The organism is Acetobacter sp. DsW_54, assembly GCF_002153575.1.
Lineage (GTDB): Bacteria > Pseudomonadota > Alphaproteobacteria > Acetobacterales > Acetobacteraceae > Acetobacter > Acetobacter fabarum.
Genome location: NZ_JOPD01000043.1, coordinates 1 through 3,100, shown reverse-complemented (window position 1 = coordinate 3,100; position 3,100 = coordinate 1). Strand labels below are relative to the sequence as shown.

Sequence of the window (3,100 nt, the reverse complement as noted above, 5' to 3'; positions counted from 1 at the left end):
AATCCACATCGCAGCAAGCGTCATCTTCTACCTCAAAGAATGAGTCCTGAGCCTAAAGGGGCCAGAGCATGTTGCACCTTTGCAGAACTGGCTTTGGGTCTGCCTATGGGACGACCTGTTTTCGTTCCATATTTCTGAGCATGGTCTATGCTACTTCTAATGCGCTCATTAGTGGTTTCACGTTCATTCTGGGCAATAACAGACATCAACAGATAACTGACACGGCTTGACCTGTCTGACGTATCCACACCCTCTGTCAGACTTCTGACTGTTATCGCTTTCTGGTCAAATTCTTCCAGAAGCCTTGCCAGATGGGCTGTTCGTCTTCCAAGTCTGTCCACCTTCCAGACTGTCAGAACATCGCCCTTGTGCAACAGATTTAACAAACTGTTTAACTGTGGCCTGTCTTCTGTTGCACTGGAAATGACATTCATAAAAATTCTTTCTTTTGGAATCCTGGCTTCCAGCAATCAACTGACCTGCATATCAGTCGACTGGTCTCTGGTGCTGACACGTGCATATCCATAAATCATTGCACACCTCCAAAGACATGCGGGGCTGTCACCCTGTCCGCAAGGAAATGGCGAGCCAGATAATCTCCCAACTTGTAAGCATCAGGAAAGTAGCTCTTCAGGACAGAAACACAGCTACAATCAAGGTCACGATTGAAATAGGACATGCGATTTTTGCCATCCCCCTTTATGTGCATTCAGAAAACACTTATGAATTGTTTTTTTGGGAGACCATCAAAAAACCAGAAGCCAGAAGAATTATGACAGCACTGCCCAGACCTATTTCAGCCTCAGATTTTGTAATCGAAAATATATTAAGGTCTTTCAAAAGACCAAAGTCCATGAGTGACCCTAATAGAAAACCAGAAATTCCAATTAAAAAACCAATTTTTTTCTCTTTTGAGGCTATCTCTCTATTTTGTGATGCCTGCATTTCTGATTTCTGAATTTTTCCAAATACCGTTTTTGTCGTTTGTAAATCTTCAGAAACAGATTTTGATATTCGTGTGATTTCTGCTTTGCTGGCTTCCAGATAGTCATACACATCCCGGAAGACCGCTCCTAATGCTTTCCGTTCTGGAGAAAAATTGCTTTCCAGCCATGTTGTAATATCTTTCGTCTCCGGTGTTCGAAACTCAACGGTATATTTTTTGGTTGGGTCATGGATAGATTTTGTTATCTTGGGACAGCCATGCATGAGTTTGCCAAGCTTGGACCCTTTTTTGTCCATGCAATAGGTGTCGCTATGTATAATAACATCACCATCTTTGATGGTGACTACCTGTAATGATTTTGAAGGGATATGAACTTTTTCCTGATTAATATCTTTGGGTGGTATGCAAATAGACTTTGTTTCCCAAAGACTTTTTTCCTGTTCTTTAGCACAGAGATACTCCGGGCTTTCTTCATCTCTTATCATCTGTGTCGGTTTGTAAATATTGAATGTATTCATGATATTTCCAAGAAAATTCTCAATCTAATATGAGTATGCCAATTATAGAGCATTTTAGATTATAGCGGAAGATTGACGTTACGATAGATGGTATTCAAAAAAATGTGATAAGCGATAAGATTTAATATATTAAATTACCAGTCATGACATTAAAATCAGAGGTAATTTTTTCTTGTCGTAAGAGAGCCATGGCTTCATTTGTTTCCTGAAGAATTTTTGCATTTTCTGCATCTATCTTCCTGTTATCGGATTCGTTTTCCAACCATTCAACATTTTTGGAAATCATCTGTGTTAGACTATGTTTTTTATGTAGGTTTAGGAAAAACTCAAACGTGACAGAATTCCCGTTCTGTTGTTCATGAAGCGTCTGATAATTTTCGTAGGATGCTTTGTATAAGAGATAACTTTCAAACAGGATGTTCTCCTGTTGGCCTTCTGACATCATGTTCCATGTCGTATCACTGATGGGAGCAGGAAGTCCAAAATTTATGGCAATGGGATAAGGCTTGTTTCTGATGGTCACAGACCCACCAAAAAACAGGCTCAGGAACAGTTCCACCAGCAAAAGCAGGATGTTGCTGTCAATTCCGTTGTTCCATTGGTCAAGCCAGTATTGCTGGTCTTTAAGGTTCTGATAGGCCCTGCGATAAAAATACCAGTCTGCCTTTTTAGCTTCTTTCAATTGGGTTTTTATGTATTTGATATAATCCGGGGTAATCAGAACAATATGGGTATAGACTGGCAACGTGGGTGACGCCTCTGTTCAGCTTTCCAGTGCTGATAGTCTTTGCAAAATTTTTCCCTGTGATGACAGGATTTGAATCTGTTGCTGTGCGATGGTTTCGAGCAATTGCTGTATCTGGTCGATGGGTGAGGGTTTGTCTCCTGTCTGGTTGCTTATCAGGTCGAGAATGTCCTGTGTGTTTCTGTTTGCTCCACAGGCTTCCTGATAGGTCTTCTGGTATAAAGTAATCCTCTTGTCCTGCTCCGAGTTCTGGAATAGTTCTGTCATTAATTTTTCCTTTCTTTTGAATGTCTGCATAAAATGGGAGATCATGCCCCCTGACGTAGTTCACAGTCTGTTTTGCTATGATTTTCAGAGGTTTTCCTTCTGCTTTGGAGGCCATGTTGACCAGCTTGTTCAGCGCATAAACATTGCCCGTCTGGTCTATGACAACCGGTCTCTTGTCTCCCATAGCCATAAAACAGCCATGCGCCTTTAACTGCTTCATGAGGACAGTCGGGACAAAGCTCTTCCAGCCCTTGAAAACGATGACAGGCAGTCCAGCCTTATCAATATGGGTGCGTTCCTGGGACTTTAATCGGGCTTGGGCTGTTTCTGGAGAGAAAATTCTTTCTCGTAATCCTGCCAGTAGGCTTCCCATTCCTGAACCGTCCAGTCCTTCGCAGGGTCAGCGTGAACATGGTAGAGAGGTTTGGAGTGGCTGGCATAGCGTCCAATGCTGGTAAGTTCTTTAATCTGGTCTGTAATGCCCTGCTGAACTAGGCCACGTGACGCCCCTGCAAAGGTGGCATCGTTCTGCTTTCTGTCATCGCGGAGATGACGCCAGAGGTTATACCTGAACTGCCCCGGTTTTACCGGAGAGGGTTTTGTTCAGTAATCAGGCAGCGATAT

Annotated in this window: 4 protein-coding genes; all 4 read right to left on the bottom strand. The window is 42.5% G+C overall.

All coding sequences use genetic code 11. The features are described 5' to 3' along the window. Window positions 1-32 precede the first annotated feature (32 nt). The 4 genes from HK20_RS12210 to HK20_RS12895 all read right to left on the bottom strand — a co-directional run bounded on the left by HK20_RS12210 (window position 33) and on the right by HK20_RS12895 (window position 2,849). Window positions 33-434 (bottom strand): recombinase family protein, encoded by a 402-nt coding sequence (locus HK20_RS12210; protein WP_086647321.1) that lies wholly within the window; start codon window positions 432-434, stop codon window positions 33-35. A gap of 286 nt (window positions 435-720) precedes the next feature. After that, window positions 721-1,464: a hypothetical protein gene (locus HK20_RS12205; protein ID WP_086647320.1), complete on the bottom strand. Its 744-nt coding sequence runs from the start codon at window positions 1,462-1,464 to the stop codon at window positions 721-723. 121 nt (window positions 1,465-1,585) lie between these two features. Further along, window positions 1,586-2,146 carry a hypothetical protein gene (locus HK20_RS12200; protein ID WP_143296516.1) on the bottom strand — a complete coding sequence of 187 codons (561 nt, stop codon included), beginning with the start codon at window positions 2,144-2,146 and terminating at the stop codon, window positions 1,586-1,588. Beyond that, on the bottom strand, window positions 2,133-2,849 hold the full coding sequence (locus HK20_RS12895) for a hypothetical protein (RefSeq protein ID WP_143296515.1): 717 nt from the start codon (window positions 2,847-2,849) through the stop codon (window positions 2,133-2,135). Before HK20_RS12895 ends, HK20_RS12200 begins: the two co-directional genes overlap by 14 nt. Between the last annotated feature and the right edge of the window lie 251 nt (window positions 2,850-3,100).